Genomic DNA, 24,343 nt, shown 5'->3' on the forward strand with positions numbered 1-24,343 from the left:
GTTAACTTCCTGCCAGTCGTCTGAACGGAGACAAACGATGACACGAGTTCGCGTTAATGGCTTCACCATCTCGCTCGACGGATACGGAGCAGGTCCGGATCAGGACATCAACAATCCGCTCGGCGTTGGTGGCATGGAACTGCACCAGTGGCTAGTCCCAACACGCACGTTCCAGCGCAGCTTGTTCGGTAAGGAGGGCGGCACGAGCGGGGTTGACGATGATTTCGCGGCCCGTGGTTTTCAGAATGTCGGGGCGTGGATTCTTGGGCGGAACATGTTTGGGCCCATTCGGGGTGACTGGCCGGATACAAGCTGGAAAGGCTGGTGGGGAGATAACCCGCCGTATCACGTGCCGGTCTTTATCTTGACCCATCATGCTCGGCCTCCCATTGAGATGGAGGGCGGCACGACGTTCCATTTTGTGACAGGAGGCATTCGCGAGGCGCTCGATCGTGCACGCGAAGCCGCTGCGGGGATGGATGTGCGGATCGGCGGTGGGCCAGAGACGATCCGGCAGTATCTTCGTGAGGGTCTTATTGATGAGCTGCATATTGCTATCGCGCCGGTTTTGCTAGGGCGGGGAGAAGCGCTGTTCGAAGGGGTTGATTTGCGGGCTCTGGGATATGAATGCGTTGAATCTGTGGCTTCGGGGAAGGTTACGCATGTTGTTTTACGGCGCCAGGGGCACGTGGGCAGCCTAGCTGCTCGCTGAAGGCCGGCGTTTCTGATGGGCTGCGGTCTTGGCTTGAGCGTCAGTGCTAGTGTCGGAATTTGAATGATTGCGTTCAGTGTTTGCGGCTGGTGGCAATGGGGCGATATGAGCTGATCGCTGTCAGGCTGGGTTCGGCCATGAGGAGACGGTCACCGACGTCTTTTTTGAGAGTCCGCTTTCCGGCGTTATCGCGTGGCAAACCCTGGCGACTGCCCGTGAATACCCCGTAGGGCGTCAGCACCAGCCTGCGCAACCTTTGCGTCTTGATCGGACTGCATCCCCGAAACGCCGATCGCTCCGATAATCTTGCCCTCGAGAATGAGGGGAATGCCTCCGTCAAGGGGAGTTAGATTGGTCATCCCAAGGAGGCGCAGATGCATGCCACCTTGAGCGAGCGCATCCTCAAATAGCTTCGTCGAGCGCCGAAATCTGACCGCCGTTTCGGCTTTTTGCCTTGCTACGTCAATGCTACCGTACTGAGCCTGATCAAGACGATGCTGCAACACGAGATTGCCACCGCTATCGACAACCGCGATCACCATTGGCCATCCGTGACGAGTGGCTTCGTCTTCAGCGGCTTGGGCCGCTTGCCTCGCCAGGTGCAACGTTATAGGCGCGCCGTACAAAGGTGTGATGTGTACCGCTTTTTCTGTGCTCATGTCAGTCTTCCGGATGGTTGTGGGACGGCGTTATGCCGTGCCTTGACTGTATGATTTCCGGTTACATACCGATAGTGTTCCGGGCCAATAGGCATTCTTCCGATCAGCGAGAGAATCACGATGGCAGCAGGTGATGATTATGAAGTGCTACTGGCGGTGATCGACCATGGTAGTCTGACCGCGGCCGCAAAATCGCTTGGACGTTCGTTACAGGCAATTAGCCGCTCGCTTGCGAGTATCGAACAACAACTCAACGTCTCGCTGTTCACGAGAACCACACGCCGTGTACTTCCGACACGGGCATGTCTTGCGTTTGTCAGCCGCATTCGGCCAGCGTTAAACGAAATCCACTCGGCCAGAGACGAATTGATCGAACAGAACGTCCAGTTGCGCGGTTCCATTCGCGTTGCTGCACCATCTTCCTTTGGTGTGCAATACGTTGTTCCTCAGATCACTGCCTTCATGGAGAGACATGCTGGCGTCAGCGTTGAACTGCTATTTTCCGAGCGGCATGTCGATCTTGCCAGTGAAGGAATCGATCTCGCAGTTCGTCTAGGCAAGCTTCCGGACTCAAACCTCCGGGCGCGACGGGTCACTGAATTTCGACGTGTGCTGTTCGCTTCCCGGGAGTACCTCATCGCACACGGCTATCCCATCGACCCATCGGATCTCGCAAGTCATGAGTGCATTCTTCGCCAAGACCCGCTTCGGGACATCTGGGAGTTCGGTACGGATGAACGGGCCGTGCAGGTACATGGCAGGTTACGGGCGAACGATGCCGATGCCTGCAATATGGCCGCTGTGGCCGGCCACGGAATCGCCCGTGCGCCCTTGTGGCAGGTGCGCAGTCTTGTGGATTCAGGAGCGGTGGACGTTGTGCTCGCCGAGTTCGAGCCGAAACCCGTTCCGGTGCACCTGGTATGGGTTGCGGGTCGATCCCTGCCTCGCCGGGTGAGAGCACTTATCGACTTCCTTGCGGAGAGGATTGCGGCGCAAGATCTGTAGGGCGGTGGGGTCGAGATGTTCCCCGCGTAATAGTCCGAGTCCGTGCTCACCAAAATGACAATGCCAGATAGCGTTCATCCAGCTACCGCGGCTATCGATGCGAGAGCGGCGTTGCCAGTACGTTCGCTTCGGTTACGAAATAGCAGACGGTCACGCAGATCGAGCTGAAAGACTGCTTCGGGTCGATTACGGCCGACCGGGTGAGGCGGAAGTCGGCCAATTGCGGTCCATCGCAGTCGGTTGGCGAATGTCTGCTGATAGTTGATCAGGCAACGACGATACGGCGAGGATCAGCGGCAGCGAATACTTCAGTTCGCGCCGCACCCGCGGCCGGCGGATAGATCCATTCGGTATTGATCTTGGTCTTGAGCTGTTTCGCTTCCTGGCCGACCAACTTTACTGCGCGATCCCATCCTTCTGTGTAGACTGCGCCCCATTGACCCAAGTCAAGACACGTCACGTACTTCGGCTGGGCGTATGGAATCATCTCGGCGCCGACCAGATCGGCGGCGACGTTGTGTCCAGCGGAACGGCCCAGATTCATTGCGTGCTGGCAGGACATCATCGCGTAGTTGCCCTCGTCATCCGTTGCTGCATACGCGACATCGCCTGTTGCGAAGATGTTGTTCAAGCCCTTCACGCGCAGATAACAGTCCACATAAAGCCGGCCTGCGGGATCGCGCTCGGCGGGCACCTGCTCCGTCAGCGCGCTTGCCCGTACACCAGCAGTCCAGATAACGGTCTTGGCCTCGATGCGCTGACCGTCAGACGTGGTCAGGCCGTTGGGGTCAACGGACGACACTGCCGAGCCGAGTTTCAAGGTCACACCCAGTTCGTGGAGCGCCTCTTCAATCACTGGACGCGGACCCGCGCCGAGATCTGGGCCGATCGCAGGATTGCGCTCGACGACGATGACGTTCACATTGGCTTCTTCCCCGAGCGCCGCGCGCAGACGAGCAGGCATCTCGGCGGCGGTCTCAATGCCAGTGAAACCTCCACCCGCGACTACCACGGTGTTGCGCGCCGGCGTATCCGGTTGATCTGCCAGACCCTTGATGTGCGCTTCCAGTTCGGCCGCTTCGTCAATCTGGTCGACGCTGAATGCATGTTCTGCCAACCCCTGTACTGGTGGACGGAACAGCCGGCTGCCGGTGGCGAGAACCAGGCGGTCGTACTGAATCGTCGATCTGTTTTGATCAGCTGTGACGACGTCTACAGTATCGCGGTCCGGGTGAATCCGATCGACGGTACCCTGGATGAAGTTCACACCTGCTTCGCGAAAAATTTCGGTGAGTGGCGCCTTCATTGAGGCGGCGTTTACTTCGTAAAGACGGGGGCGAATATGCAAATTCGGTTCAGGTGCCACCAACCAGATTTCCACGTCCGTTTTGCGTTGCTCGTCGATCAACCGTGCGGCGCTCAATGCGCTCCACATGCCGGCGAAACCGGCGCCGATAACTAGAATTCGCTTCATCTTAGTAGTCCTATTCATTAAAAACTGTGTCTGCTCATGACGAAGTCATGATCCGTTCGCCACATAAGGTTGATAGAGCGGCTCGGTGCTGCCTGAATTGACGAAATGGTCGTGCCCTTCATGGTGCCAGTAGGAGTGTCTTCCGCTGCATCGTTCCTTAACTACGATTCTATGAGTCGTAGTTAAGGAACGCAAGAAATTTTCGACCGATGCTCAACATGCGAAAAGCTGCGTTGATGCTGCAAAAGTGCTTGAGTGCTGGCAGGGGGGCGATTTTTCGCCCATGGGGTACTAACTGGGGCAAAACAGGAGACCACGCAAATGTGCGCGGGAACGTGTAGCGGGGAGACTGGAATGAAAACAGGCTCGCGTCCTTTTGGACTCGAGCCTGTCCGGATGTGGGGGCTGTTGTGGGTGCTGTAGGCTTTACCGCGTCGGTGGCGGCGGGGGGCACGCCGCGCCGGGTAACCATGACCCATGGTCAGCGCGTGGCATAGACAGGCGGCGAGATTGCCAACCGTCGATGTGGCACGGCCGCTCGGCTTACGACGAGCCGGACATATATCGGCCCGGCTATTCGCGATCCTCGCTGCGACGACTAGCCGATCGATCAGCGAACCACTTCACAACGTGACGTCCGTAGCTGGCCGGCGCCTTGGCGATCGTCCGGTGCGCGAGATCGGCCAGCGTATGCTTTTGCAGTTCTTCTCGTAAGGAGTTCTGGGCGGCTTGCATCACCGCGTTGATCGAGCAGACACCTCGCGTCGCCCAATCGGGCGCCTGATCGTTGAACACGGCGCATCGCGAACGTATTTCGCGGCAATCGAACAGCGGTTTGTCACCGTCAATCGCTTCGACGACCTGTGCGACAGTAATATCTTCGGCTGGCCGTGCAAGCGCGAAGCCCCCGCGGACTCCCTCGGTGGCGACTACCAGTCCGGTTTTCGCCAGTTTGGTGAACAGTTTCGCCAGATAATCCGTGGGAACGCCCTGGAGTTCCGCGAGGTCGCGCACACTCGCTTCCTTTACCCCGGCTGGCGATTCGGCAAGGTAAAGGAGGCAGTGCAATGCGTATTCTACGCCTGTACTAATATGAGACATCTTTAAACTAGGACTTAATGTGTCGTAGTATTTTAGCATAACGGAATCAGGCGTGTTCTGCAATGAAATCAACTGATCCGGCACGCCGGTAGAAGGTGTCGGCCAAGAACGTTTCCAGTCTTTGCGTGCCGCGGAACCGGGTAGAGTCGGCTTGCCACCTCCGGTTACGGCGGCGCGTGAGCGAACCGGAATGGCCGTTCTTGAACGCGGTCGAGACGCTCCCCAGAGGCAGACCGTAGGGCTGTTCCGGGTCGATTACGGCCGACCGGGCGAGGTGGCAGTCGGCCACGAACCGTCATTCAGCCAGCGCACAAGTCTGCCGGTTGAACAACCGCTGTGCTCCGCTCGGCGGCCATTGGCGAAAGCGGAATCTGGTTTTCGTACTCCCTTTGCCAGAAAAAGCTCAGCGATAGTCCAGTTCGAAGGGACATTTGGAGCCCTGCACTACCTCGGCGTACCTGCAGCTTGACCGGCACCGAATAGCGAGAAATCGAGCCGGATTCAGCGCTACTGCGGCGCAGTATTAGATTTAGTGATACTGTCTGATCGCATGCTGTTTTTCTGAAATCACCGTCCTACACTCCGATCCAAGGTGCATGAAGCACCGCCCGGAGACAGGAGACGATTGTGAACAGACAGGTATTACTCGAAGACGTGCCGCTTCGCCCATTTCACGTTGGAGTCGCGTTCAGCGGGACCGGCGGGCAATTCAGCGACGGCTTCGTTCTTGGCATCATCGGCATCGCGGTCAGCATGGCCGTCGGCCCGCTGCATCTCGACGCCCTGTGGATGGGGCTGCTCGGCGCGGCATCGCTGGCCGGTCTGTTTCTCGGCAGCGTGCTGGCTGGTCCGATTGCCGACCGGTACGGCCGGCGCACGATCTTTGCCTACGACATGTTGCTGTTTGCCGTCGTCTCCGCCGCGCAATACTTTGTGACGTCGCCTTCGCAATTGCTGGCCCTGCGTCTCGTGCTCGGGCTGATCCTCGGCGCCGACTACGTAGTCAGTAAATCACTCGTGACCGAGTTTTCGCCCCGCCGTTATCGAGGCCGCCTGTTGAGCGTGCTGGCTGCGGCATGGGCCGCAGGTTATGTCGGCGCTTATATCGCAGGCTTCGCCATGCGCGACATCGGCCCCGACGCCTGGCGATTCATGCTAGCGGCAAGCGGCGTTCCGGCACTCCTCATTCTTCCGTTCCGCCTTATCGTGCCCGAGTCGCCGATGTGGCTGATGAAGCGCGGCCGCCGCGATGAAGCGCTCGCGATTGTGCATCGCCGGTTTGGTACGGACGTCACGCTCGCCTCGACGTCGCCGGCAACCCTGCAGCACAAAGGCGCATGGTCGCAACTCTTTTCTCCGCGCTGGCGCAAAAATACCCTGGTCGGTTGCGTGTTCTACACATGCCAGGTGATTCCCTATTTCGCGCTGGGCACGTTTGCGCCGAAGGTCCTCGAAGCACTGCACGTCAAGGACAAATTTGAGGGCGGCCTCGTCTACAACGTCCTGCTCTTCGCCGGCGCCATCATTGGCCTGATGCTCGTCGACCGCATCTCGCGGCGCGCGTTCCTTCTCGGCACCTTCTATCTTGCGGCGCTCGGACTTGCCGTGCTGACCTACGCGAATTTTGGCGCCACCGGCACCATGCTCGTTTTCGGCCTGTTTGCCTGCGTGCTCTCGGCAGCGGCGAACCTTGAGTTCGTCTATCCCCCGGAGTTGTTTCCGACGCATCTGCGCGCTTCCGGCGTGGGCCTCGCGGTGGCTTCCAGCCGCTTCGGTTCGGCCATCAGCACATTCCTGCTGCCGCTCGCCGTGCAACATGTTGGCATCCATACGGCGCTGGGCGTTTGCGTAGGAGTTCTACTCTTTGGCGGCGTGTTCTGCCAGTTTATGGCACCCGAAACCGGTGGCGCGAATCTTTCCGACCTGAAGTCCGATCACACCGAAGACGATGCAATCGAAACTTCCGGCCAGCATGACGCCTCTTTCGCAACATCGACGCCAGGCGGCAGGAAGCGTATCTGACGATACGCGGTGCGAGGGCGGAGCGAATGCGGGAACATAGGCACGAACTCTCTCATCAGGACACGATATGCCGTCGAACAAACCTCTCGATATGCACGCGGTGCAGGTGTTCGTCGCTGTGGCGGAAGAAGGCAGCATGTCGGCCGCCGCCGCGCGCATGGGCATCTCCCAGTCGGGCGTATCGCAGATCATTCGACAGCTTGAAGACGACCTGGGCGTCGTGCTCGTCAATCGCACGACCCGTCCGATGGCACTCACGCCCTTCGGCATTGCGCTCAGAAATCGCGGCGCCGTGCTGAGCGAGGAAATCGCCAATCTCAAGGCACAGGTCGTCGAAGCGGGACAAGGCATCAAGCCAGATTTGCGTATCGGCCTGGTCGATTCCTTCGCCTCGACATGCGGGTCGGTATTTACGAAAAATCTGTTGGGTAAGGTATCGCAACTGTCGATCCGGACCGGTTTGAGCCCGCAGCAAGGTGAGGCGCTGCTGCGCCGCGATCTGGATCTGATCGTCACGAGCGATCCGCTGATGGACGCTAACGATGTCGTTCGATATCGACTGTTTTCCGAGCGCTATCTGGTGATTACGCCGAGGAACCTCGACTCCCCCGTGAAGACCATCGACGATCTGAAGATGTTGACTCACCGCCTTCCCATCGTCCGGTTTAACCGTACGTCCCAGGTAGGGATGCAGATCGAGCGATACCTGCGGCGCATCGACGTTCGCGCGCCGAACCGGCTCGAACTCGATAACGCGGACGCGCTGACGTCGATGGTGGCGGAAGGCATCGGCTGGGCCATTACCTCGCCCATGTGTCTGCTTCAGGGAGTCACGCATGCCGCCCGCGTCGCGCCGCATCTGGTCGAGAAGCTGGGCCTGGAGCGATCGCTCTATCTGGTGGCGCGCCGGGACGAATACAACGCATTTTTCGACGACGCGTGCGAGACAGCCCGCGAAGTCATCGAGACATCGTTCATGCCGAGACTGAAAGCGCTCGGCGCGAACATTGAACAACTCATTACCGTTGGCGGAAGGAATGCAAATGAATAAGCTTGCTCAAGGCGAACACCGGATCGAACGCGATTATGTCGGCGAAGTCTCGATTCCGGGCGACAAACTGTATGGCGTAAACAGCGTCCGGGGTTTCGACAATCTCACGGTGTCGCCGCTGAATATCGCGCATTACCCGGAGTTCAGAAACGCGTTCGCTCAGGTCAAATGGGCGGCAGCGCTGGCCAATCGCGATAACGACGTCATCAACGGCGAGCAATGCGAAGCCATCGTCGCTGCATGCAAGGAAGTCATCGAAGGAAAATTTGACTCGTCGTTGATCGTCGACCTGATGGAAGGCTCGGGCGGCACGTCGACGAACATGAACTTCAATGAAGTCATCGCGAATCGCGCGCAGCAGATCCTCGGGCATCCTGCGGGCAGCTACGCGGTCATTCATCCCAATGACCACGTCAATCGCTCGCAATCGACCAACGATGCCTACCCCGCTGCCCTGAAAATCGCGATGTACGCGATGCTTGGGCCGCTCATCCGGGAAGTCACGCAACTCGCGGCACTTTTTAAGGGCAAAGCTGTCGAGTTCGCCGACATCCTCCATCTCGGCCGCACCTGCCTGCAGGACGCGCAACCGATGCGGCTCGGCCAGCTCTTCGGCGGCTATGCCTCCCTGACCGAACGCCTGGCCGAGGAACTTGTCGCGGTACGGGACAAGCTTCGCACGCTTCCCCTGGGCGGCACGGCGATCGGAACGGGCTTCGGCGCGCCCGCGGGCTACCGCACATCGGTCTACAGGAGCCTGAATAGCGTCACCGGCGTGGATTATCAGGCGCCCGCCAATCCATTCGACGCCATGCAGAACATGGACGTGTTCTCGCGCGTGTCGGCTGAGCTTCGCACCTGCGCGGTGTCGCTCGCGAAGGTCGCCTCCGATTTGACGGTTCTTTCATCGGGACCGGTTGGTGGCCTAGGCGAACTCACGCTGCCGGAGGCGCAAGCCGGCTCGTCCATCATGCCTGGCAAGGTCAATCCGGTGTTGCCGATGGCGGTGATCCAGTTGAGCTTTGCCGTGGTCGGCAACGACGTTGCCATTGCACAGGCGGTTCAATACGGCGAACTGGAAATCAACCATTTTGAGCCGGTGGTGGCATCGCGCGTATTCGACAGCATTTCCCTGCTGACTAACGGAATCCAGCGCTTCGGTGAAAAATGCATCAAGGGCATCAAGGCCGACGTCGAGCGCAATGAGAAGCATCTGATGGAGTCGATGGCCGTGGCGACGGCACTTGTTCCTACGATTGGCTATGCTCGCGTCAGCAAGTTGGCTCGCCAATCGGTGGCCGAAGGTCGTTCGCTGGTCACGATTCTGGACGAGACGGGTTTGCTTTCGCCCGATGACACGATCGCGGCAATTCGCAAGGCTTCACATCCTGTGTTTGGCGACTAAGTGTTTCGCCAGACCGGCTAAAGGTAATCGGCCCTGGTTTGCTTTCAGGGTCGATGGAATTCAAAGAGAAACGACAGCATGCTCGGCAAAAATGATCTACTGAAGCGCCTCGAAGAATGGAAGATTCCGTTCTCATGCGAAGAACACGAGCCGGTTCTCAACATGGCTGAGTCCGGTACGCTGGAACTCAATATGTCCGGGGCCCGTTGCAAGAATCTGCTTCTGCAGGACAAGAAGGGCCACCATTTCCTGGTCGTGACGACGGCTGAAAAGTCACTGGATCTCGGCATGCTGTCCGAAACGCTTGGCAGCAAGCGACTTTCGTTCGCGTCCGCGGACAGGCTTTTCGATTTGATGGGCATCCGGACAGGCTCGCTGAGTCCATTCGCGCTGATCAACGACGAGGCGAATCAAGTTCGTCTGGTCTTGGATACTGACCTGGCAGGCGAATCAGACTTCCTCTTTCACCCTCTGGAAAACAATGCAAGCGTATTGCTTTCCAGAGATGGACTGGACTGTTTCCTCGCTGGCGTTGATCACCCGGCGCAATGGCTGAAGCTCGCGGCGCGGGCTACGGCGTAGCCCCTCATCAGGTCCGATGTAGCACGTCCCTGAACTACCGGATGCTCTTCTAGATAGCGACTTGGGCAGCAGGTGACCAGCGGCCCAAGTCGAGCATCGGATACGCTACCAATGTCCGCTTCTGCATCACCATGAGACAGTGACAATCCACTACATTGAACGGCTGCTTAGGGTCCACAAGAGAAGTTCGCGTCGAGATCGCGTAACCGACTGACAGGCTCTGGCCGAACTTCCGGGTTCGGGCAGTTTCGTCCGTTCGACCGCTGCGGACAAATCCTCGACAATCGTGGCATCACCACCACGTGCCGGTAGAAAAAAATGACTAACAACGAATTGATCGAATCTCTCGCCGAAGACTTGCGTGTGACATACGGGTGCCACACGGCGATTCTCTATGGTTCCCGCGCACGTGACGACTGGGAGGCTACGAGCGATATTGACGTAATTGCCTTTCGGGATACCGGTGACCACCAGCGCGTTGCCTCGCGTTGGAATGGTGTGTTTCTCGATCTGTTCGTACATTCAACACATGACGAAGCTGATCCAGGCTGGATCAGGATCAACGGCGGGCGAATACTCTTTCAAAAAGACGGCTTCGGCGACAAGGTACTTGATGATGTGAAGACGCTTTTCGACGCAGGACCTGAGGATGTGCCAAACACGGAGTTACAGGTAAGAAAAATCTGGGCAGAAAAGATGCTTGAGAGAGCAGCGAAAGGGGACGTCGAGGGGAACTTCCGTCTTCACTGGCTCTTATTCGTTTTGCTCGAGGACTACTTTGCCGTTCGTCGCAACTGGTACCTGGGCCCCAAACAGAGTTTTCGCAGACTAAGAGAAACCGCCGGGACGCATTTCAGCATATTCGAGACTGCGCTGAAGCCGGGCGCTTCCCTTGACGCCGTGCGAGAGGTAATCGGCGTGACCTTCGAAGGCGTGTAGCGACTATCCGTCGAGATCAGTGAACTAGCATCCCTACGCCGAGAGTTGTCTTTGGCAGCGCGTCAGCAAGGGAAATCATGCAATGGTATGGTGGCGCATCGTTCTCAGGACAGCACTGCATACGCCTGAGGCAAAGCGTTTTCATCACTAACCCGATGGTGCGGTTGAATTAGTACGCAAGTCCGCACCAATTCAATCATTGTCCGTCAAGGACAAACAAAACCATGTTGGTAGAAAGCAATCTGCCGGCGGGTACGCCCGCGCCGGAGAAGAGTAGTTCGTCGTCTGTACGCCAATGGCTTTCCGTCGGCGCGGTGGCGATTGGCGCATTTGCCTTTGTGACCACGGAATTCCTGCCAGTTGGTTTACTGCCGCATGTCGCCAGGGAACTGAATGTTCTGCCAGGCACGGCGGGCCTGATGGTTACCACGCCAGGCATCATTGCGGCCTTTTCTGCACCTGGGCTCATGCTGGGCGCCGGGCGCATGGATCGCCGGCACGTCTTCCTGTTGCTGACGGCTCTATTGCTGGCGTCCAATCTGTTATCCGCATTCGCGCCCAATTTCGCCGTCATGCTGGTGGGCCGCGCTCTGCTAGGGGCGGCATTGGGTGGATTCTGGACCCTCGCAACCGCCGCAGCGGGCCGGCTCGTGCAGCCTAAAGACGCAGCAAGGGCGACCGCGACAATCCTGACGGGGGTGACGTGCGCCACCGTGATCGGCGTGCCCCTGGGCACGTTCATCGCCGGCTTTTCTTCGTGGCGCTTCTCGTTCATGGCCACCGGTGCGCTGGTCGCCATCGCGCTTGTCGCGCAACTACTGCTAATCCCGTCACTACCCTCTAGCGCAGCGCTACGTTTTGCAGACCTGATCGAGCTGCTACGGCGTCCTTATGCGCGCCGGAGCATGCTGATGGTGGGACTCGTATTCGGCGCCCACTTCTGTTCCTATACCTACGTCACGCCGTTTCTGCTGCATAACGCAAGCTTCGGAACGCAGACCATTACCTGGTTGTTGCTAGGGTTCGGCGTGATTGGTTTCTTCTCCAATTTCGCCGTTTCTAGCACGGTCAACCGGAACCTCAAGGCATCGCTGGCGGCGATGGTGTCGCTGATGATGTTCGCGCTCCTGTCGATGTCGCTGCTGGGGCATTCGCAGCTTGCGGTTACGGTTGATGTGCTGCTGTGGGGTGTATCGTTCGGTGCGCTGCCGCTCTGTCTCAGCGTGTGGATTCAGCGCGCAACCCCCGATCTGCCGGAAGCCGGTTCGGCGTTGTTCGTGAGCATCATTCAGGTCGCTATTGCGGTAGGATCACTGGTCGGAGGGACGATTGTGGATTCGCTCGGCATCCCTCCTGATTTCCTGCTTGGCGGTGCGCTTGCGCTGCTCGGTCTGGCCGCGTTGGCGAGCTTCGGAAGAAGCAGCACGGTAGTGAAGGCCGATTGCGACTGCCTGGCGACGCCGGAGTGATCGAGCGCTTTTCGCAAACCGCCGATCGAATTTGATGATTAAGCCACGTGGACCGGTGGCTATTTCAGCAATGCTTCGAGATCGACCGCTTCGGCCATCGCGCGATTGCCTTCATCACCGGGGTGCAAATGGTCGCCGGAGTCGTAGCGTGCAGCGATCCGGGTTGGATGGGCGGGATCACGCAGGACCGCATCGAAGTCAATGACCGCATCGAACACGCCGCTATGGCGAATCCAGTCATTCACTTCCTGGCGCAGGGCGTCCTTGTCCGGATGGTAGTAGTTGTCCAGCGGTGTGCCGGGCAACGCGCCCTCGAACGGCGTCAGTGTGGCGCCGATCACGCGCACACCCCTCGCATGGGCCTGTTCGACAAGTTGACGATAGCCTGCCTTCAGGGCGTCCAGCGTGGGGCGCTGTGCATCCGGCGCGAACGCGGTACCAGGCCAGGAAATATCGTTGATGCCCAGCATCACGATGACGCTATGCGCACCGGGTTGCGCCAGCACATCTCGGTCCAGCCGCGCCAGCGCGTTGACGCCCATGCCATCGGAGAGCAGGCGCGCACCGGAGATGCCGGCATTGACGACTGCAACGCCGTGTGGAGCCAGTCGGGCAGCCAGGAAGTCCGGCCATCGGCTATCTTTGTCGAGGCTGGCTGCCGCGCCATCGGTGATGGAGTCACCGATTACCACGACCGCCTGCGCAGCTTGTTCGGTTTCGACCTGAATGCCCGTCAACAGCGGCCGGGCCGTGGTGCTCTGTAGGGTGCCATCTGCCTTCGACAGCGCCAATGCCGAAGTCTGATCGCCGGGCACAATCCAGCCCGTCTGTCGGCCGTCCCAATGGAACGTGCTTATCGAGGTTACCTTCGGCAAGTAGAGGCTGACTGCTACCCGTGCGCGTGCAGATACTGGCAACGCCACAGGGTCGCTGACCAATGACGCGCCGGGAAGAATGCTCGCCACTTCCTGGCCGCCGAACGTCACGGTGCGCAGGCTGCCAGCGACTATGTCACCGCCCTGGCTGGGCCGTGCGATCGTGGCCCTGCCTACGGTAAGCGGCTGGTTGCCGTAGGCGTTGGACAACACGATGCGCAAGCGTTGGCCGCCCAGGCTGACGCGCGCTACCTGCCGCAGGGTCTGTTCGTGCAATACCGGCGGCACATTAGTGGGAAACAGGAAGTCCGATCCCCACACCGGCTGCGGACTCGCTTGCCAGGTTGCTACCCAGGCCGGCGAGGCCGCCATTGCCGGTGCGACGCTCAGAGCGCTGCCAGTCGCCAGTGCCAGGGTCAGTGCTGCCGAGGCATGGAAAAGTGGCTTCTTGGATTTCGTCATGTTCGTGAATTCATCAGCCGTTGATACGGTAATAATGAATTCAAGGACCAAATTAGAGTAGAGTGGCCGCAGGAATAGCATTTGTGAATTGAATTCACCAAGGAGACGGTCGTGGCCCGTCTGGAAGTCAACCGATCCGGCGAATTGGAAGTGTTCGTGCGCGTCATCGAGCTGGGCGGTTTCTCTGCCGCCGCACGTGCCTGTGGCATGACGCCCTCGGCTGTCAGCAAACTGGTCACACGCCTGGAGCAACGCCTGGGCACGCGCCTGGTGAACCGCTCCACCCGGCAGTTCCAACTCACCCCTGAAGGCTGCGCGTTCTACGAACGCGGTGTGCACATCCTGGCGGACCTGGAAGAAGCCGAACGATGTGCGAGCGAAAATACCGCGCCTCGCGGTCGTCTGCGCGTGAATGCCAACGTGCCCTTCGGACACCACTTCTTGCTGCCGCTAGCGCCCGAATTCCTGGATCGTCATCCCGACGTGACGCTGGACATCGTGCTGACCGATGAGCTCGTCGACATCCTGGAGCAACGTACCGATGTGGCCGTGCGCGCCGGTCCGCTGAAAAGCTCGAACCTGGTGGCGCGCAAGTTGGGCGACACGCGCATGGTGATCGTGGGCGCACCAGGCTACCTGACTCGCTACGGCACGCCCGCTACACTCGATGATCTGCTTGCGCACAATCGCCTGGGGGCGAACTACGCGCGAGCGCAGCCAGGCTGGCCGCTGCGGCATGGGAACGAAGATGTCGTGCTTCCGGTAACCGGTAACGCGCAAGCCAGCGATGGCGAAGCGTTACGCCATTTGGCTTTGGCTGGACTGGGACTGGCACGCCTCGCTGCTTTTCAGGTACGCGACGACATTGCCGCCGGCCGGCTGCTGCCGGTGCTTGAAGGATGCAATCCAGGCGATGTGGAGGAAATCCACGCCGTCTATGTCGGTCAGGGTGGCTACGTGCCGCTGCGCGTGCGTGCATTACTGGACTTTCTGGCAGATAGGGTGGATATCGGTCGAATCTAGACCGCCCGCCGTGTTGTCTCTATCGTTCAAGCGCCTGTCACGCTGCTCATCGCTGGACGGCTCGCCGCCTTTAGTCAAACAGGTGATTTTCCTTTGAAAAAAAGCGCGCCGTTGGCGCGCTTTCTTTTTTTCACCACCACGCGTGCGCCCCTCTACGCAGTCGGCAAAAACAATTTCCACTGACCTTCGGAAACAACCTGGACGCCATCATGGCTCACTGCGATGGCGGTCTGATCATCAATGGCATAAACCGGCAGCGGTATCCTGGCGGCCCATTTTTCAGCATTCTCCAAGGATGCATCGGGATGATTCGGATTGTTGAAATGCGGGATCAATGCGAAGTCGACCCAACCTGCTCCGTGGGCCGTGACCAGGAGGTTTGTGACGTCGCCTTCTGCAGTTGCGAACAGGAAGTTCTCAGACTTCAGCGCATCGCGATTAACGCTGGGTGGCTGGTTGTAGCTTTCTGAAAATGTCGAAGACACCGCCATGCTACCGGCGCTAACGCCCACGTAAACCAGTTCATTTCGCAGTGAAGGCAATAGCTCGGCGAGGCCGGAACGACGCATCCATTCAGCTAGATAGATAGGGTCACCGCCCCACACCAACAGGGCATCCGCTTCTTCCACCAGGGGGACCCAGTCTTTTTCAGAGAGGCTCGGCAGTGTGGTGAGTTCCAGAACGCCCAGCGACTTCCAGCCCAGTTCGCATAACGGACTTCGCGCTTTGCCAGCGAACGCCTGCCACGCCATGGCAGCATGTCGCGGATAGGCATACATGGCAGTCGGAATGAAGAGGGCGCTGCACTCGGCGATGGGCTTGCCCAACAGATCAACGAGTGCGGCGTGGATGCTGGCATTGGTGATGCCGCCGGACGTCAAAAGAAATTTCATGCGGTTTCCCTCCTTTGTATGAGCATGTTTAGCAACTCATCAGGTTGACGAACGGCGACCGCCGTATTCGACAATAGTCCGCTTTATTTTTTCAGATGTGGATTACGGTGGCGGCTGAGCGGTATTCCGGCACGGGCCTGGCTTCATGCCCGCGTTGGGCACACTTCAGGTATTACCTCATTGGGGTCGTCAGGGAGGCGCGTTATGGGTCGATGCTGTTGAAAAAGTCGATGACTGTCGTTTTCGCCAGGTTTTCAGAGGTTTTTCTATCCTTGATTGGCTTGCGCGAGCGGTTTGTAGGGCGATCCGAGAGGTCGCTTTTCTCGCCGGGGAATTGAGAAAGCCACGCGGCGGTTTTTCAACAGTTTCGGCCAGTTTGAGTCATTCAGGACCGAGCTCTAACTCGTTGACAATCAAAGCGGTTTTCGACGATTGCTTGTTGAAAGCAAACGCACGCACAATGCTCGATCAGACCAGTTCGGGAGCGTATGTATGGAAGATCTTGGGTTCATATCCTCCAAGCCACTCCGCGCCACGTATTCGACAATAGACGGAAACGACCTCCGCGATTTCATCGCCTCGGCATATCCGTTTGACTCACCGTTCGAATGTAGCTTGCTGAGAAGAGGATTCAACGATGTCTATCTTCTTCGCTTTGCCGATGGCTGCAGCAAGATAGCTCGCCTGAGCTCGCGTCGAGCGCGGGGAGAATCAAACGTCGCTTACGAAACCTCACTGCTTTGCCATCTGAAGGCAGCGGGTGGCGATGTGGCAGCACCGCTTTCCACGAACACGGGCGCGCTGAGTATCGAAGTCGACGCAGCGGAAGGCCGCCGTTCGCTTGTCGTATTTGAGTTCCTGGCAGGCGATCCTCCCGGTGCCGACTTACAGGACACGAAAACGATGGCTGCCAGCCTCGCTACTCTGCATTGTTTAGCGCGAAGTTATAGCGGGCCGGCAAGTCATTACGTGCTGGATCTTCAGCATCTGGTTAGTCGGCCGTTACAACGGCTGTTGAATCACGCATCGATGGACGAGGTCCTTTCGGGACGCCTGAGAGAAATGGCCTCAAACCTGATCGCGAAAATCGAAGCAACGACGCAACTGACAATGGTCTTCTGCCACGGTGACTGCCATGGCGGAAACACGTTTATGACAAGTTCTTCGGACGGTCGCCGTGTTGGTTCGTTTTTCGACTTCGACGACGGAGGCCCGGGTTACCTTGCATACGATCTCGCGGTCTACCTTTGGGCTATGTTATTGAACAGCAAGGAAATCGAGCTAAGCGCCGAGCAGAGCGAGCGATGGAGGTGCTTCGTCGATGGCTATCGCGAGGTGTCGCCACTGTCTCCGACGGATTTTTCGGCTATAGCGCTGTTTGTTTCCGCGCGGCATTTCTGGTTTTTGGGTGAGTATGCGAGTCGCGGCGACGAATGGGGTTCCGCGGTGCTTCCGCCAAAATGGCTGCAAAAACAGGCGGACAAGCTCGATCAGTGGTGCGCACTCGAAACCCCTTGATGCTCAAAGCTACACCCGAATGTCACTGCACCCAACGGCTCCTAACGGCTTTTTCGAAGGACTGTTCAGGATCGCGTGCTGCCTATCGCGACCTTGTGAGGTTCGAGCGGTGCATGCCGATCGTAGACAGGCGGCGACCGGCCACTTGCGGTCATTCGATCCGTGAACGTGAATCGTCGTCAACCGCCCGGCGCGTGGCGCGGTGGGTGCTGTCGTAAAGGCGCGTGCCGGTTGACGAGGCAGGTGCGAAGCGACGGATATGTGTCATGACGGCTTGTAGACGTCCGGTCGCAAAATCTCCATGAAACGCCATGCGTTCCCGATCTCGGTGAAACCGAACTGCGCATAGAGCGAATGTGCATCCGATGTCAGCAGCAGGAGACGACGAAGGCCCGAAAGATCTTCGTGTTGCGTCACTTCGTGCATCAGCCATTTCGACAAACCCTTGCCCCGGTGTGCCTCGAGAATGAACACATCGGCGACGAGTGCAAACGTTGCCCTGTCGGTGACGACGCGAGCCAAGCCGACCTGCGCCGTCGGAGAATAGACGCCGAAGCACAGCGAATTAGCGATCGACTTTTCGACGACCGCTCGAGGTATGCCCGCGGCCCAATACGAATCTTCCGACAGAAACCTGAAAATCATCTCGTGGTCGAGGCGCGCCGCATCAGTCGAAATTTCGTATCCAGCGATAGTCATGGTCACGGTATCCTTTTCGTGGAGTTGGCGATGGGCGATGAGCTTTATCGGGTAACTATCAAGCTGCATCGATAGGTGCGCCATCCCCTGTTAGTGGCGCCACCACCGTGAGTCAACCTGACTCTAGGCTCAACAGGTTTATCGAACATTCTGAAGGCGCGGCCCTTCGTTTGACATGTACAGTGCCTTTGCTGTTACCAACACAGTTGCATTCACCCACGCGATACAAGAGCGCCGGCATTGAAGATGGAGCGCATCCACACGCCGGAAGCGTAGCCAGTGGCGACTGGCTACGCCCTCACCGAGTGTTGAATGGCCACTTCTCGGGAGCGTGAACGACCGCTTCGGGTCGGCAAGGGAAGTTCATGCCGGGGACGGGTAGTTGACTGACGGGCGGTAGCCGAACTTCTAGGTTCGGCCACAAACGGCCGCTCACATGCTTCATCGTGAGGATGTTGGAACGTCGGGCCTGTCCGGACAGCGGACCTTCGTTACACGTATCCCGCCATCACGCGATCGACCAGAAAATCGCCACGGCTCGCACGGTCCTGGTCAAATCAATGGCTGACCAGCGGCAGGAAAATCTCATCGACAATCTCTCTGATCGCTTCGTCCGACAGCGGCTCGAAGGTCATCAGAACCTCATGGCGCGCAAGGTCGGTTGGAAGCGCAACGATTCGCGGGGTAAGGCGGGCAGCGGCGATCTCACCACGATCAATCGCGCGTCCCAGGATGGTTTGCATGACGTCGGAGTCAACGATCTGCGACCTGATCTGCGCCCTCATGGTTGCCAGGTTGGAATGCTGGTCCGCCAGGTCCTTCTGCATGTCGAAAACCAGCCTGATCAGATCAGGCCGGGCACGGTCGGACAACCGCCGAAGCAGAAGGCTGATTTCGTCGCGGACGCTGCCGAGATCGGGGACGGCGATCGGGTTCTGCGCAAAATGCCGTGCCAGCGCAGCCGTTGCGAGCGCGGTGCGGCTCGGCCAACGCCGATAGAGCACAGGGCGGCTCGTGCCCGCACGCTTCGCGACGCCCTCCAGCGTGAGCCCGCCGTAGCCGCGCTCGATCAGTTCTGCCCAGCCGGCGTCAAGGATCGCGTCCTCCAGTTGGGTGCCTCGCCGCCGTCCGGCTTTGTCAGTATTCATGGTGCCCCCATTTAAGATTCACTCTGCATCCTATTGAACTCTTGATCCCAATCAAATAAGATGCACATCGTACCTTATTTGATTGGGGAAATCCTATGTTCGAGGCGCAAGGTTTCAAATCCCGCTCGGTCCTGATCTCCGGGGCCAGCATCGCCGGGCCGGCACTGGCTTACTGGCTCGACCGGTATGGCTTCGATGTGACGGTGGTGGAGCGCTCGGACACCATTCGTAGCGGCGGCTACCCTATCGATATACGTGGCACTGCAATCGATGTCGTCGAACGCATGGGCGTGCTTTCGCAACTGCGGTCCGCCCATATCGACACCGGGAAGCTGACATTCGTGGATGCCGGCGGCAATCCGATCGCCACCATCGCGCCGGAGGAACTGGCTGGTGGGGTGACCACTCGTCACATCGAGCTGCCGCGTGGCGAACTGACTTCGATTTTGTACGGTCTCACGCGCGACCGGCAGATCCGCTACCGGTTCAATGACTCCATCGAAGCGCTGTACGACGATGGCGCCGGCGTAGACGTTCGCTTCAGAAGCGGGGTGGCGCAGCGGTTCGATATCGTGATCGGTGCGGACGGCATGCATTCCAACACGCGCGCCCTGGTGTTCGGGCCGGAAGCACCGTTCAACCGATACCTCGGTTTTTGCTTCAACCTCTTCTCGGTGCCAAACGATGCTGGCCTCTCGCGCGAAGCCGTCGTCTATGCCGAACCGGGCCGTGTCGCAGGCGTGTATGCGGTTGGCGACAGTCATACGCTCCAGGCCTTCCTGAACTTCGCTGCTGATGAACCGCCGTTTCATTCGAACACGGACGCCGACAAGCAACGCCAGCGGACGGCGGAAATTTTCAGTCATGGAGGGCCGATATTTCGTCGTTTCGTCGAAGCCATGCAGCGCGCGGACGATCTCTTTTTCGACACGGTCAGTCAGATCCACATGCCACGCTGGTCGTCCGGCCGTGTGGCGCTGGTCGGCGACGCCGCTCACGCGCCTTCATTCTTGTCGGGACAGGGCTCCAGCCTGGCGCTGGTTGGCGCGTATGTGCTTGCCGGCGAACTGGCGTCGCATCCGGATCACGCTGACGCATTTGCTTCGTACGAACGGATAACGCGGCCTTTCATGGAAGCAAACCAAGCGCTCGCCAAGCCGGGCGGGAGTCTGCTTATGCCCCGTACGCAGGCAGAACTCGATGCCCGCAACGCTGCGCTAGCTGCGATGCAGGCGTCGGGGAAGGCGCCGCCGCGGGCAGAGCAATCGAGGCAGGTGCATAACTCGCTGACGCTACCCGACTACACCCAGGGGGCTTAGTGATGACGTTTAGAGCATTATTGTCGATCGCGTCAGGACTCCTCGTGATCATTGTAATCGGTTCAATTTCCGGCGATATAGTCAAACATGTTTATGTGAACCATTCAGATAGCACATACGTTGTGCTGCAATTAGCATCTGACTGTTTCAATTGCGCAATCGGTGGCGCACTAACCGCAGTTGTCGGACGTAGCCGGAGCGCAAGCCTTATCGTCGGCATCCTCCTGACAGCGCTGGTCGTCATCGCTGAGCTTCGCATCAAAACAGCTTATCCGACGTGGTATGGGGTAACGCTAGCAATTCTTATTATTCCATCGATCATGGCTGGTTCTAAGGTTACAAAGAAAGGCTGGTGAATGGTTCGCACGCGACCCTCGAACAGAAAGCGCGCGGCTCTCAATCGCGCCGCCGTACCGGTCCGTGCGCTGGTTCGTGCCGTCTATTTTTCACGTAGATGTTGATTCAAAGTTCGTAAATACTGCGCGGTATCTAGACCATGCCGAAGCCCATGACGCGGGCAAGCTCCGCGCTTACCGCGGCGCCAGATAACGGCACGGATCGTTGCATCGACGAAGGACGGCTAATTACGATTCCCACTGCGATCGAAAGAATGGCGAACGCAATCAGCGGCCGGGATTTCGACACGGCCCTTTTTATGCTGCCTGCCGGTCTTCGGCGAGCGATTCGATTCTCGCGATTGCCCGTCCCACTGCCGGGCGATTCGATACAGCGTCGTACCAGCGCTGCACGTTCGGCGCGTCGTCCAGCGTCAGGTCCGGAAATGTCCGGCGCCAGATCCAGCCGAAATGGGCGATGTCAGCGATGGAGAAGTCGTCGCCCGCGACGAAGGTGCGTGCGGACAGCACGGCGTCGAGCAATCCGAGCTGACGACGGGCTTCCTGCGCGAAGCGATCCAGCGCGTGCACCGACGAACCGGCCGGCGCGCTGCGCAGAAAATATCCCGCCTGCCCGAAGGCCGGACTGAGCCCGGATGCATGCACAAACAGCTGCTCGAAGGTGCGCGCGCGCGTCACCGGCTCCTGCGCGAGCAGCGCACCGTGACGCTCCGCGAGATAGACGAGGATCGCCGCCGACTCGCCCAGCGTGAAGCCACGCTCATCGTCGCGAAGCACCGGCACCTTTCCATTCGGATTCAAGGCGACGAAATCGGCGTGCTTCTGCTCGCCCTTCCGGACGTTCACCGAATGCAGCTCGTATTGCAGGCCGAGTTCTTCGAGCGCAATCGGCACCTTGACGGAATTCGGCGTGGAAAACGCGTAGACCATGATACATGGAATTGACTCCTGAGACCGTGAATGGGATGACGTAACTTTCGACGATTGACGTCCGCCCCGGAAGCACCGTCGCGGCGATAGAAGTTATTCCGCGCAGGCATGGGCGCGCCTTGTGCCGGTCGCGCGGTGCCATCGGGATGCTGGCGCGGACGGTGGCAAGACGTGCTGCCCCCGCGCTGCACTCACTGCATCCTGCTGCTGTATAGTTGTGCGGTCGTCCCTGTGGAATGCGATATCGCTCGCGTCCGGCAACGCTGCGACGCCGTCCTTCCCCCACTCCCGAGACCCCGCCCGCATGGACCGCCTGGCCGCAATGGAAACCTTCGTCGCCGTCGTAGAGGCGGGCTCGTTCTCGGCGGCGGCGCGTCGGCTTCAGATTGGACAACCCGCCGTATCGAAGTCGATCGCGCAGCTCGAAGAGCATCTGAACGCGCGCCTCCTGTTGCGCTCGACCCGCGGTCTGACACCCACCGATGCTGGCCAGCGCTTCTACGAACACGCGTGTCTGGCGATCGAAGAAGCCGATCACGCGGAACATTCGGTGCGCGAGTCGTCGGAGGGACTGGTCGGAAAGCTGCGTGTGGGCGCCGCCGTGACCTTCGCGAGGCTGCACGTCATCCCCGCGCTTGGCGCGTTCCTTGAGCAGCACCCGAAACTCGATGTCGAGATCGTGATGGACGACCGTCCGATCGATCTGCTCGAAGAAGGCGTCGACGTCGCGTTGCGCATGGGCCGACTCGACGACTCCTCGATGACCGCGCGTCGCGTCGCAAGCGGAAAGCGCCTGGTGGTCGGCACGAAGGCGTACTTCGCACGGCACGGCGTGCCGCAAACGCCCGCGGAACTCAGTCAGCATCGGGCGATCGTTCACGCCATGCGCAGTGGTGGAGACGCGTGGGCCTTCGGGCACGCGGACGGCACCGAAGTGGCCGTCACGGTGTCGGGCCGCGTGCGGGTCAGCGCTGCCGAAGGGATGCGCGCCGCTGTCCTCGCCGATCTGGGACTGGCTGTCGCCTCGGAATGGATGTTCGCACCGGAACTCGCGGACGGCTCCGTGCAGGCGGTACTCACGGACTGGACGCTGCCGGGCGTCGACGTATGGGCGGTCTTTCCTTCCGGGCGGATGGCAACGACGAAGGCGCGCGCTTTCGTCGCCTTCGTCGAAAGCCTCTTTGCCGGACAGCCAGACAACCTGCCTTCAGATTCCAGCCTTGCCGATTGATGCGCCGCCGTCAACGAAAAGCGTCTGCCCAGTGATGAAACTCGCGTCGTCGGAAAGCAGGAACGCGATGGCCGCGGCGATCTCTTCCGGCGTGCCGAAGCGCCCCATCGGCACGCCCGACAGATAGCGCTGCTCGCCTTCGCTTCCAGGCGGATTGTTCGCGCGGAACAACTCCGTTTCGGTGGGGCCTGGTGCCACCGAATTCACCGTGACGCCTGTCGTTGCAAGTTCCAGCGCCCAGGTGCGGGCGAAGCTCACGAGCGCGGCTTTTGCAGCAGCGTAGGCCGTGCGTTGCGTGATGCCCAGAATGGTGAGGCTGGAGATATTGACGATGCGCCCCCAGCCTCGCTCGCGCATGCCGGGCAAAAACGCCTGCACGGTTTGGACGGCCGGATGAAGATTCACCGAGAAGACTTCGTCGAGCACGTCGAGATCGACCGCTTCGACGCGTTGCGGCCGGACCAGCCCGACATTGTTGACGATGCCGTCGACGCGATCGCGTTGTGCCAACTCGCGCAGCGCTGAGTTAGTGGCAGCGCGATCGCCGAGGTCCAGCGTGACGAGTTCGCCGGGAAACGCCGCGTGCGAGCGCGCAATGCCGATGACGCGATGTCCTGCCGAGACGAGCCGCTCGCTGAGCGCAAGGCCGATGCCTTTGGTCGCGCCCGTTACCAGAAAAGTGCGCTTTGTCATGATGGTCAGTTGGGTGAAATAAAGTTGGCGAAAAGAAAAGCCGCCCGAAGGCGGCGATGACCTGCGCGTTTGCTTACACCTTTGCTTGCGCGCGCTCCAGGACCGGGAGCATATCGACCGGATCGGGACGATGCGTGTAATCGGGATTCACTTCCGAATACAGCACGATGCCATCCTGGCCAACCACGTAGCGCGCGGGCATTGGCAACGTCCATGACGGGTCGGCGTTGAACGCGGGCAGATCGTTTTTCAGGGCCTTGTAGAGATCGACCAGATAATCGGGCAGCGCGAAGCGCAGGCCGAACGCGGCACCGACCTTGCCGTTCGTGTCGCTCAACACCGGAAAGCCGAGCTTGTTATCGCGCACCGACTTGCGGCTGTTCACGGCGGTCTGCGGCGAGATGGCCACGACGCTCGCGCCGTATCCCTCGATCTGCGGGAGCACGTCGTTGATCGCCTGTAACTCGATGTTGCAGTACGGGCACCACACGCCACGATAGAACGTGATGACGAGCGGGCCGCGACGCAGCAGTTCGGCCGACGACACTTCGTTGCCGTCCTGATCCTTGAGCGTGAAGCTGGGCGCGCGCTCGCCCGCCTTGATCGCGCGTACCGCCTGTCCGCTTGCGATCAGCTCAGCGGTGGCGCGTTCCATGATCGGGTGAATATCGGGCGGTGCGTAGTACGGCGGCTTGCCGCCCTTGAAGTCCGCCTTGAACGCGTCGAGTTTGTCTTGCAGTGACATGTCCTTCTCCTGTGTCGGATGATCGAGTGAGA

23 protein-coding genes are annotated in these 24,343 nt (G+C 59.4%); 13 read left to right on the top strand and 10 right to left on the bottom strand.

What is annotated here, in order from left to right:
- Window positions 1-37 precede the first annotated feature (37 nt).
- A complete protein-coding gene (locus FFS45_RS35115; RefSeq protein WP_137959224.1) occupies window positions 38-712 on the top strand; it encodes a dihydrofolate reductase family protein in 675 nt (224 codons plus the stop codon).
- 185 nt (window positions 713-897) lie between these two features.
- Here FFS45_RS35115 and FFS45_RS35120 read toward each other — a convergent pair whose 3' ends face one another.
- Window positions 898-1,371: a heme-binding protein gene (locus FFS45_RS35120; protein ID WP_137959225.1), complete on the bottom strand. Its 474-nt coding sequence runs from the start codon at window positions 1,369-1,371 to the stop codon at window positions 898-900.
- 120 nt (window positions 1,372-1,491) lie between these two features.
- Between FFS45_RS35120 and FFS45_RS35125 the strand changes: the two genes are divergently transcribed.
- The gene (locus FFS45_RS35125; protein ID WP_212745788.1) at window positions 1,492-2,376 is read left to right on the top strand and encodes a LysR family transcriptional regulator; all 885 of its coding nucleotides are present in this window, start codon (window positions 1,492-1,494) and stop codon (window positions 2,374-2,376) included.
- A 265-nt stretch (window positions 2,377-2,641) separates the two neighbouring features.
- Here FFS45_RS35125 and FFS45_RS35130 read toward each other — a convergent pair whose 3' ends face one another.
- Together FFS45_RS35130 and FFS45_RS35135 are read right to left on the bottom strand one after the other, a co-directional pair.
- Window positions 2,642-3,850: an NAD(P)/FAD-dependent oxidoreductase gene (locus FFS45_RS35130; RefSeq protein WP_137959227.1), complete on the bottom strand. Its 1,209-nt coding sequence runs from the start codon at window positions 3,848-3,850 to the stop codon at window positions 2,642-2,644.
- Between the two features lie 573 nt (window positions 3,851-4,423).
- Window positions 4,424-4,951 carry an Rrf2 family transcriptional regulator gene (locus FFS45_RS35135; protein WP_137959254.1) on the bottom strand — a complete coding sequence of 176 codons (528 nt, stop codon included), beginning with the start codon at window positions 4,949-4,951 and terminating at the stop codon, window positions 4,424-4,426.
- Window positions 4,952-5,578: 627 nt separating this feature from the next.
- Here FFS45_RS35135 and FFS45_RS35140 point away from each other — a divergent pair.
- The 6 genes from FFS45_RS35140 (at window position 5,579) to FFS45_RS35165 (ending at window position 12,419) form a co-directional block, all read left to right on the top strand.
- On the top strand, window positions 5,579-6,973 hold the full coding sequence (locus FFS45_RS35140; protein WP_137959228.1) for an MFS transporter: 1,395 nt from the start codon (window positions 5,579-5,581) through the stop codon (window positions 6,971-6,973).
- A 67-nt stretch (window positions 6,974-7,040) separates the two neighbouring features.
- The gene (locus FFS45_RS35145) at window positions 7,041-8,024 is read left to right on the top strand and encodes a LysR family transcriptional regulator (RefSeq protein ID WP_137959229.1); all 984 of its coding nucleotides are present in this window, start codon (window positions 7,041-7,043) and stop codon (window positions 8,022-8,024) included.
- Window positions 8,017-9,429 carry an aspartate ammonia-lyase gene (locus FFS45_RS35150; protein WP_137959230.1) on the top strand — a complete coding sequence of 471 codons (1,413 nt, stop codon included), beginning with the start codon at window positions 8,017-8,019 and terminating at the stop codon, window positions 9,427-9,429. The genes FFS45_RS35145 and FFS45_RS35150 overlap by 8 nt, the downstream gene beginning before the upstream one ends.
- Window positions 9,430-9,507: 78 nt before the next feature.
- Window positions 9,508-10,011 (top strand): prolyl-tRNA synthetase associated domain-containing protein, encoded by a 504-nt coding sequence (locus tag FFS45_RS35155; RefSeq protein WP_137959231.1) that lies wholly within the window; start codon window positions 9,508-9,510, stop codon window positions 10,009-10,011.
- 318 nt (window positions 10,012-10,329) lie between these two features.
- Complete coding sequence (locus FFS45_RS35160) at window positions 10,330-10,950, top strand: nucleotidyltransferase domain-containing protein (protein ID WP_137959232.1); 621 nt, start codon at window positions 10,330-10,332, stop codon at window positions 10,948-10,950.
- 224 nt (window positions 10,951-11,174) lie between these two features.
- Complete coding sequence (locus FFS45_RS35165; RefSeq protein WP_137959233.1) at window positions 11,175-12,419, top strand: MFS transporter; 1,245 nt, start codon at window positions 11,175-11,177, stop codon at window positions 12,417-12,419.
- A 59-nt stretch (window positions 12,420-12,478) separates the two neighbouring features.
- On the opposite strand, the gene FFS45_RS35170 is transcribed toward FFS45_RS35165, so the two are convergent.
- Entirely contained in the window at window positions 12,479-13,666 is a 1,188-nt protein-coding gene (locus FFS45_RS35170; RefSeq protein WP_249363054.1) for an SGNH/GDSL hydrolase family protein, read from the bottom strand.
- 201 nt (window positions 13,667-13,867) lie between these two features.
- Here FFS45_RS35170 and FFS45_RS35175 point away from each other — a divergent pair, with 201 nt between their 5' ends.
- Window positions 13,868-14,779 carry a LysR family transcriptional regulator gene (locus FFS45_RS35175; protein WP_137959235.1) on the top strand — a complete coding sequence of 304 codons (912 nt, stop codon included), beginning with the start codon at window positions 13,868-13,870 and terminating at the stop codon, window positions 14,777-14,779.
- Between the two features lie 152 nt (window positions 14,780-14,931).
- Here FFS45_RS35175 and FFS45_RS35180 read toward each other — a convergent pair whose 3' ends face one another.
- Entirely contained in the window at window positions 14,932-15,672 is a 741-nt protein-coding gene (locus FFS45_RS35180) for a Type 1 glutamine amidotransferase-like domain-containing protein (RefSeq protein WP_137959236.1), read from the bottom strand.
- Window positions 15,673-16,164: 492 nt separating this feature from the next.
- On the opposite strand from FFS45_RS35180, the gene FFS45_RS35185 reads away from it, so the two are divergent.
- On the top strand, window positions 16,165-17,190 hold the full coding sequence (locus FFS45_RS35185; RefSeq protein ID WP_137959237.1) for a phosphotransferase: 1,026 nt from the start codon (window positions 16,165-16,167) through the stop codon (window positions 17,188-17,190).
- Between the two features lie 264 nt (window positions 17,191-17,454).
- Here the strand turns inward: FFS45_RS35185 and FFS45_RS35190 are convergent, their stop codons facing one another.
- Both FFS45_RS35190 and FFS45_RS35195 read right to left on the bottom strand, forming a co-directional pair.
- Window positions 17,455-17,958, bottom strand: coding sequence for a GNAT family N-acetyltransferase (locus FFS45_RS35190; protein WP_249363052.1), 504 nt, complete (start codon window positions 17,956-17,958; stop codon window positions 17,455-17,457).
- A gap of 488 nt (window positions 17,959-18,446) precedes the next feature.
- Complete coding sequence (locus FFS45_RS35195; protein WP_137959238.1) at window positions 18,447-19,037, bottom strand: TetR/AcrR family transcriptional regulator; 591 nt, start codon at window positions 19,035-19,037, stop codon at window positions 18,447-18,449.
- A 95-nt stretch (window positions 19,038-19,132) separates the two neighbouring features.
- On the opposite strand from FFS45_RS35195, the gene FFS45_RS35200 reads away from it, so the two are divergent.
- Window positions 19,133-20,356 (top strand): FAD-dependent monooxygenase, encoded by a 1,224-nt coding sequence (locus FFS45_RS35200; protein WP_137959239.1) that lies wholly within the window; start codon window positions 19,133-19,135, stop codon window positions 20,354-20,356.
- A 44-nt stretch (window positions 20,357-20,400) separates the two neighbouring features.
- Complete coding sequence (locus tag FFS45_RS35205; protein WP_137959240.1) at window positions 20,401-20,712, top strand: hypothetical protein; 312 nt, start codon at window positions 20,401-20,403, stop codon at window positions 20,710-20,712.
- 297 nt (window positions 20,713-21,009) lie between these two features.
- On the opposite strand, the gene FFS45_RS35210 is transcribed toward FFS45_RS35205, so the two are convergent.
- A complete protein-coding gene (locus tag FFS45_RS35210) occupies window positions 21,010-21,642 on the bottom strand; it encodes a glutathione S-transferase N-terminal domain-containing protein (protein WP_137959241.1) in 633 nt (210 codons plus the stop codon).
- Between the two features lie 304 nt (window positions 21,643-21,946).
- Here FFS45_RS35210 and FFS45_RS35215 point away from each other — a divergent pair, with 304 nt between their 5' ends.
- A complete protein-coding gene (locus tag FFS45_RS35215; RefSeq protein WP_137959242.1) occupies window positions 21,947-22,873 on the top strand; it encodes a LysR family transcriptional regulator in 927 nt (308 codons plus the stop codon).
- Here FFS45_RS35215 and FFS45_RS35220 read toward each other — a convergent pair.
- Window positions 22,850-23,566 carry an SDR family oxidoreductase gene (locus FFS45_RS35220; RefSeq protein ID WP_137959243.1) on the bottom strand — a complete coding sequence of 239 codons (717 nt, stop codon included), beginning with the start codon at window positions 23,564-23,566 and terminating at the stop codon, window positions 22,850-22,852. The genes FFS45_RS35215 and FFS45_RS35220 overlap by 24 nt on opposite strands.
- Before the next feature lie 73 nt (window positions 23,567-23,639).
- Window positions 23,640-24,311: a peroxiredoxin-like family protein gene (locus tag FFS45_RS35225; protein WP_137959244.1), complete on the bottom strand. Its 672-nt coding sequence runs from the start codon at window positions 24,309-24,311 to the stop codon at window positions 23,640-23,642.
- Between the last annotated feature and the right edge of the window lie 32 nt (window positions 24,312-24,343).

Origin of the sequence: Burkholderia sp. 4M9327F10 (assembly GCF_005503145.1) — a bacterium.
GTDB lineage: Bacteria > Pseudomonadota > Gammaproteobacteria > Burkholderiales > Burkholderiaceae > Paraburkholderia.

Excerpts from the sequence above, each read along its gene's own strand:
- FFS45_RS35115 (WP_137959224.1), top strand. The coding sequence starts at position 38 with ATGACACGAGTTCGCGTTAATGGCTTCACCATCTCGCTCGACGGATAC.
- FFS45_RS35120 (WP_137959225.1), bottom strand. The coding sequence starts at position 1,371 with ATGAGCACAGAAAAAGCGGTACACATCACACCTTTGTACGGCGCGCCT.
- FFS45_RS35125 (WP_212745788.1), top strand. The coding sequence starts at position 1,492 with ATGGCAGCAGGTGATGATTATGAAGTGCTACTGGCGGTGATCGACCAT.
- FFS45_RS35130 (WP_137959227.1), bottom strand. The coding sequence starts at position 3,850 with ATGAAGCGAATTCTAGTTATCGGCGCCGGTTTCGCCGGCATGTGGAGC.
- FFS45_RS35135 (WP_137959254.1), bottom strand. The coding sequence starts at position 4,951 with ATGTCTCATATTAGTACAGGCGTAGAATACGCATTGCACTGCCTCCTT.
- FFS45_RS35145 (WP_137959229.1), top strand. The coding sequence starts at position 7,041 with ATGCCGTCGAACAAACCTCTCGATATGCACGCGGTGCAGGTGTTCGTC.
- FFS45_RS35150 (WP_137959230.1), top strand. The coding sequence starts at position 8,017 with ATGAATAAGCTTGCTCAAGGCGAACACCGGATCGAACGCGATTATGTC.
- FFS45_RS35155 (WP_137959231.1), top strand. The coding sequence starts at position 9,508 with ATGCTCGGCAAAAATGATCTACTGAAGCGCCTCGAAGAATGGAAGATT.
- FFS45_RS35160 (WP_137959232.1), top strand. The coding sequence starts at position 10,330 with ATGACTAACAACGAATTGATCGAATCTCTCGCCGAAGACTTGCGTGTG.
- FFS45_RS35165 (WP_137959233.1), top strand. The coding sequence starts at position 11,175 with ATGTTGGTAGAAAGCAATCTGCCGGCGGGTACGCCCGCGCCGGAGAAG.
- FFS45_RS35170 (WP_249363054.1), bottom strand. The coding sequence starts at position 13,666 with ATGGCGGCCTCGCCGGCCTGGGTAGCAACCTGGCAAGCGAGTCCGCAG.
- FFS45_RS35180 (WP_137959236.1), bottom strand. The coding sequence starts at position 15,672 with ATGAAATTTCTTTTGACGTCCGGCGGCATCACCAATGCCAGCATCCAC.
- FFS45_RS35185 (WP_137959237.1), top strand. The coding sequence starts at position 16,165 with ATGGAAGATCTTGGGTTCATATCCTCCAAGCCACTCCGCGCCACGTAT.
- FFS45_RS35190 (WP_249363052.1), bottom strand. The coding sequence starts at position 17,958 with ATGCAGCTTGATAGTTACCCGATAAAGCTCATCGCCCATCGCCAACTC.
- FFS45_RS35195 (WP_137959238.1), bottom strand. The coding sequence starts at position 19,037 with ATGAATACTGACAAAGCCGGACGGCGGCGAGGCACCCAACTGGAGGAC.
- FFS45_RS35200 (WP_137959239.1), top strand. The coding sequence starts at position 19,133 with ATGTTCGAGGCGCAAGGTTTCAAATCCCGCTCGGTCCTGATCTCCGGG.
- FFS45_RS35210 (WP_137959241.1), bottom strand. The coding sequence starts at position 21,642 with ATGGTCTACGCGTTTTCCACGCCGAATTCCGTCAAGGTGCCGATTGCG.
- FFS45_RS35215 (WP_137959242.1), top strand. The coding sequence starts at position 21,947 with ATGGACCGCCTGGCCGCAATGGAAACCTTCGTCGCCGTCGTAGAGGCG.
- FFS45_RS35220 (WP_137959243.1), bottom strand. The coding sequence starts at position 23,566 with ATGACAAAGCGCACTTTTCTGGTAACGGGCGCGACCAAAGGCATCGGC.
- FFS45_RS35225 (WP_137959244.1), bottom strand. The coding sequence starts at position 24,311 with ATGTCACTGCAAGACAAACTCGACGCGTTCAAGGCGGACTTCAAGGGC.